The organism is Lutispora sp., assembly GCF_041687175.1.
Classification (GTDB): domain Bacteria; phylum Bacillota; class Clostridia; order Lutisporales; family Lutisporaceae; genus Lutispora.
This window is the reverse complement of record NZ_JAWLCK010000148.1, coordinates 1-5,680: the sequence shown is the minus strand read 5'-3', so window position 1 is coordinate 5,680 and position 5,680 is coordinate 1. Positions and strand designations below refer to the sequence as shown.

The following is a 5,680-nucleotide window of genomic DNA, read 5'->3' as shown; positions in this document are numbered from 1 at the left end:
GTCATTTCGAACTTATAAAAGAACTAGTTGACAGAGGATCCTATTTTTTTGATTACGGCAATTCATTCATGAAAGCAATCTATGATGCAGGAGTAAAAGAGATTGCCAAAAATGGTGTGGATGAAAAAGATGGATTCATATTCCCATCTTATGTAGAAGATATAATGGGGCCAGAACTTTTTGACTACGGTTATGGACCTTTCAGATGGGTATGCCTCAGCGGTAAACATGAAGATTTGATAAAAACAGATCATGCAGCTATGGAATGCATAGATCCAAATAGAAGGGCACAGGATAGAGATAACTGGGTATGGATAAGAGATGCGGAAAAGAACAAGCTGGTAGTTGGAACTCAGGCAAGAATACTCTATCAGGATGCTTGGGGCAGAACAAAGATAGCTCTTAAGTTCAACGAAATGGTGAGAAAAGGTGAAATAGGTCCTGTAATGCTTGGACGTGACCATCATGATGTTAGCGGTACAGATTCTCCTTTCAGAGAGACTTCAAATATAAAGGACGGAAGCAATATAATGGCAGATATGGCTGTTCAATGCTTTGCTGGTAATGCAGCCAGAGGTATGAGTCTTGTTGCTTTGCACAATGGTGGCGGAGTAGGCATTGGAAAGGCTATAAACGGAGGCTTCGGATTGGTATTGGATGGCAGTGAAAGAGTTGACAATATTATAAAGGATGCAATGCTTTGGGACGTAATGGGTGGAGTAGCCAGAAGAGCTTGGGCAAGAAATGAAAATTCCATCACCACATCCATTGAATATAACCAGACTCAAGAAGGTAAGGATCATATAACTCTACCTTTCATACCTAAGGAAGATTTGGTTAAGAATACTGTAAAAGAAGCATTTGAAAAAATGTAGAGGTATAAGACTATGAAAAAGAATGGATTACTGGTTAAAAATGCCCCAGAGCTGGTTACCTGCAGCGGATCTAAACCAAAGCAAGGAAAAGACATGATGGATATACATGTAATAGAAGATGGAGCCGTGGTAATAGAGGAAGGTATTATTAAGGCTGTAGGAAAGACAGAAGAAATACTGGGAAGATTTAATGAAAAAGACTATGATGTAATAGATGCTACAGGAAAGGCTGTGTTACCTGGATTTGTGGATTCTCATACCCACCTTGTATTCGGAGGTTACAGAGCAGAGGAATTCTCATGGAGGCTTAGAGGAGACAGCTACATGGAAATCATGGAGCGTGGTGGAGGGATAGTCAATACAGTTAAAGCTACCAGAGAAGCTACTACGGAAGAGTTATTGGAAGTAGGTCTGAACAGACTGGATTCCATGCTTTCCTTTGGTGTGACTACTGTGGAGGGAAAGAGCGGCTATGGTTTAGACCTGGAAACAGAGATAAAACAGCTTAAGGTTATGGAAGAACTGGATAAGATTCACCCGCTGGACATTGTTAAAACATTTATGGGAGCCCATGCTACACCTGTAGAGTATAAAGGAAGGACAGAGGAATATGTAGATTTTCTAATCAATGAGATTATGCCACAAATTGCAGAGCAAAACTTGGCAGAATTCTCCGATGTTTTCTGCGAAAAGAATGTGTTCTCCATAGAACAAACCAGAAGAATACAGGAAAAAGCAAAGGAACTGGGATTAAAAATTAAGCTTCATGCCGATGAGATAGTACAGTTTGGCGGTGCTGAACTTGCTGCCGAACTTGGCGCTGTATCTGCAGATCATCTGCTTCAGGTATCAGATAAGGGCATAGAAGATATGGCAAAAGCAGGAGTAGTTGCTACACTTCTCCCATGTACCGCTTTCAGCTTGAAAGAGAGCTTTGCTCCCGGCAGGAAGATGATAGATATGGGATGTGCAGTAGCACTTGCAACAGACTTTAATCCTGGCAGCTGTTTTTGCGAATCTATTCCATTGGTATTTGCTTTAGCCACATTGCAGATGGGCATAAGAGTAGAAGAGGCTATTACAGCCCTCACCATAAATGCTGCTGCTGCACTAGATAGAGCCCATGAGATAGGAAGCATTGACCAGGGCAAAAAAGGAGATATATTGATACTTGAGTTCCCATCATATAAGTTCATTCCGTATCATATAGGAGTAAGCACTGTAGATAAGGTAATAAAAAATGGGAAAATAGTTTTTGATAAGAAAAAGGGAGGAAGAATATGCTAGCTGATAAAAACATAAAAGATTTTCTGAAAGAGACTGCATCAAGTGCCCCTGTGCCAGGTGGGGGAAGCGTAGCAGCATTGAGCGCTGGTCTAGCTGCTGCACTGACAGCAATGGTAGCCAACCTGACAATAGGTAAGAAAGGCTACGAAGGTCTTGAAGAAGAAATGGAGACCATTGTAAAGGAAGCCGAGGAATACAAAGAAAGGTTTATAGAATATATCGATAAGGATTCCGAATCCTTTAACAAGGTTATGGCTGCTTTTAAACTTCCAAAGGAGACAGAAGAGGAAAAGGAAGCCAGAAAAAATCAGATTCAGGCAGCATTGAAAAATGCAGCATTAGTTCCTCTTGAGGTAGCAAAGAATGGATTAAAGATAATGAATATAATCGAAACAGTGGTCGTTAAAGGAAACAAGAATGCAGTTACAGACGGAGCAGTAGCTGCTATGATGTCAAGAACAGCAACTCTCTCTGCATTGTATAATGTAAAAATCAATTTAGGTTCAATAAAGGATACCGAATTTGTTGAGAAAACAGGCAAAGAAGTTGCCGATATTGAAGAAAAAATTGTAAAGATAGAAAAAGATATATTGGAAAAGGTAGTCCTTTAATTTAAAGCCCAGATAAAAATCTGGGCTTTAAAAATTTGAAACCATTTCCATTATTTTTCGTCTATATATATTTGATGGGGGTGATCTTATAGAAGCCATAATGAAATTGACTGATGTGAGTAAAATTTACAGAATAGGCACAGAGAAAGTGGTTGCTTTAGATAATATAAGCCTGGAAATTCCAAAGGGAGAAATATGTTGTATACTTGGCACCTCCGGCTCAGGTAAATCTACCTTGTTGAATCTGATGGCAGGTCTTGAGCGGCCGACAAAGGGAAATATCAAGATCAAGGGCAAAAATATAGAGAGAATGAGCGAAAACAGTTTGGCAAGATTTCGCCAAAAGCATGTAGGCTTTGTTTTTCAATCCTATAATCTGCTGCCTGCACTGACTGCCCTGGAGAATGTGAGCCTACCTTTGGTATTCAGGGGAGTAAGTAAGAAAGTCAGAAATCAGAAGGCAAAAAGAATATTGGAACAGGTAGGATTGGGCACTCACATAAAACATAAGCCTAATCAGATGAGCGGTGGACAGCAGCAGAGGGTTGGAATAGCGAGAGCTTTTATAGGAAATCCAGAAATTGTTTTTGCTGATGAGCCTACAGGAAATCTTGACTCAAAGACCACAGTGGAAATAATGAATCTGATTACCAATCTTGCAAGAGAAAATAATCAGACATTGATCATAGTAACCCATGATATAAATATCGCAAAATATGCGGATCGCATAGTATACATTCTGGACGGAAATATAGAGAAGATTGAAAAGACGGTTAAAGTAGAGGGGGAAATAATTTGAAAAGAGGATTAGCAATTATAATGACAATAACTCTGATGATGCAGATGGCATTTTTGGGAGTGGTATTTGGGGATGAAGATATTAAGATTGAATATGATGGGAAAATATATCGAGGAGATACACCAACTAATACAGTAAGAGAAAATGAGGACTTTTCAATTTATATTACAGTAAGTGGTGGAGATGAAACACAAAAAAACTTATATTTATCATTTGAAAATAGCTATTCATTTATCAGAAAATATTATGATGAGGGAGAAGAAAGAGTAATAAGTATTACAAAGGGTAAAAAAGAGAGAATAGATTTATTTTGTTTAGATAGTGATGATTCAGAACTAAATATAGCTGTTATTGATGAAGGTGGAAATGTGTTAACAGCAAAAACTATACGTATACCTATATCCGACACATCCTATACTCCGCCTTCCAGCCGTAACGAGCCTAAGATAGTAGTTGCTGGCGGTACCAAGATGCCTGTTGTTAATGCAGGGGAAGAGGCGAGAATATACATACCATTGGAAAATCTGTCTTCAGCCGCAGCTAAAAATATTCAGGCAACATTGGTATTTGACAGCACAGATAATCCTTTTGAGATGGAAAAGCTCAGTGTTACATATTCTATCGATAGGATTAATGGTAAGAAAATCGAAGATGCTGTATTCACATTGAAGGTTCTGGATAGTGCAGCAGAAAAAATATATCCTATACAGTTGAAATATTATTATAACAGTTTATCTGGCACCAGTTTCGAAGGTTCAGATATAATCAATATAAAAGTTACCAACTCCAAGAAACCTCCTAAGCTCATAGTATCAGCTGTAGGTTATGGAGAGAAGCCATTGATAGCAGGAGAACAGCGGAAGGTATCAGTTGTGTTGAGAAACAACGGAGCATTGGATGCCAAAGATATAAGGGCTGCAATTCAGGGTTTGAGAACCGATGGATTTACATTGTATAACTCTCCCGATGTGAAGCAGCTTCCGGATCTTGCAGGCAATAAGGTAATACAGCTGGATTATGTGCTCATACCTTCACAGAACATGACTACAGGAAATTATGATTTAAGGCTTAAGGTTGACTATAAAGACAGCAAAATGGACAGCTATTCAGATGAATTTACTTTTTTTCTCCCTGTAAAGGGTATTGATACCACTGTATCGGATATAAAGATTGAAAATATAGAAGCCCCCGATGAAGACATCCGTGTGGAAGAGAGCTTTAAGATAGCTTTCGATGTTATAAATTACAGCGATATAGATGCTGATGGAGTAAAAGTGACCCTTGCCACAGACAATGCAATAATATGTAAATCCTTGAATATACAAAGCCTTGGCAAGCTAGCCAAAGAAGAAAGCAAGAGAGTTGAGTTTGAACTCTATGCCACCTCTGAAGCTGTTACCAAGAACTATCCTATTCAGATAAATGTAGAGTTTGAGAATGGAGTAGGAGAAAAGAAGGTAAAGAATACTGTAAGTCAATATGTGGGAGTATTTGTTGACAGAGGAGGTTCAAAGGGAACTCCAAGAATAATTGTGGATAGATATAATGTGGAACCCTCCATAATTAAGGCGGGAGATGTATTCCAGCTTACCATGTCCTTGTTGAATACCAGTTCCTATGCAACTGTAAGCAATATAAAAGTATCCTTAGTCAGTGATGATGGAGTTTTCAGCCCGGTGAACAGCAGCAATACCATATATATTGAAAGCATCGGACCGAAGGAAAATGTTCAGAATGTATTTACCTTAACACCAAAAAGAGACGCAGAACATAAAACCTATGGAATATCCGTAAACATTGATTATGAGGATGATGAAGGCAATCAGTACAGCTCAAAGGATATTATAAGCGTTTCCGTAATACAGCAAGCCAAGCTGGTATTGGGAGATTTGAGCATACCTCATGAAGTGTATATAGGTCAGCCATTTCCTGTTTCCATAGAATTTTATAATATGGGAAAGACCACATTATATAATCTTATGATAAGGACTGAAGGTAACTTTACTGCGCAAAACTCAAATTATTACGTAGGCAATTTTGAGTCTGGCAATACTGACTATTATGATGCAGGCATAACACCTACAGAAGAAGGTCCTTTAAACGGCAGA

Annotated in this window: 4 protein-coding genes and 1 pseudogene; all 5 read left to right on the top strand. The window is 38.7% G+C overall.

The genetic code is table 11. From position 1 onward, the window contains the following. Nucleotides 1-875 (top strand): annotated as a pseudogene (locus ACESM9_RS13970) (urocanate hydratase); the annotation flags it as partial. 12 nt (nucleotides 876-887) lie between these two features. Next, nucleotides 888-2,162: an imidazolonepropionase gene (gene hutI, locus ACESM9_RS13965; protein ID WP_372999957.1), complete on the top strand. Its 1,275-nt coding sequence runs from the start codon at nucleotides 888-890 to the stop codon at nucleotides 2,160-2,162. Next, complete coding sequence (locus tag ACESM9_RS13960) at nucleotides 2,156-2,773, top strand: cyclodeaminase/cyclohydrolase family protein (RefSeq protein WP_372999954.1); 618 nt, start codon at nucleotides 2,156-2,158, stop codon at nucleotides 2,771-2,773. Before hutI ends, ACESM9_RS13960 begins: the two co-directional genes overlap by 7 nt. Nucleotides 2,774-2,873: 100 nt before the next feature. Next, on the top strand, nucleotides 2,874-3,572 hold the full coding sequence (locus tag ACESM9_RS13955; protein WP_372999952.1) for an ABC transporter ATP-binding protein: 699 nt from the start codon (nucleotides 2,874-2,876) through the stop codon (nucleotides 3,570-3,572). Next, a partial coding sequence (locus tag ACESM9_RS13950; protein ID WP_372999949.1) for a COG1361 S-layer family protein occupies nucleotides 3,569-5,680 on the top strand: 2,112 nt, incomplete at its 3' end. The genes ACESM9_RS13955 and ACESM9_RS13950, both read left to right, overlap by 4 nt.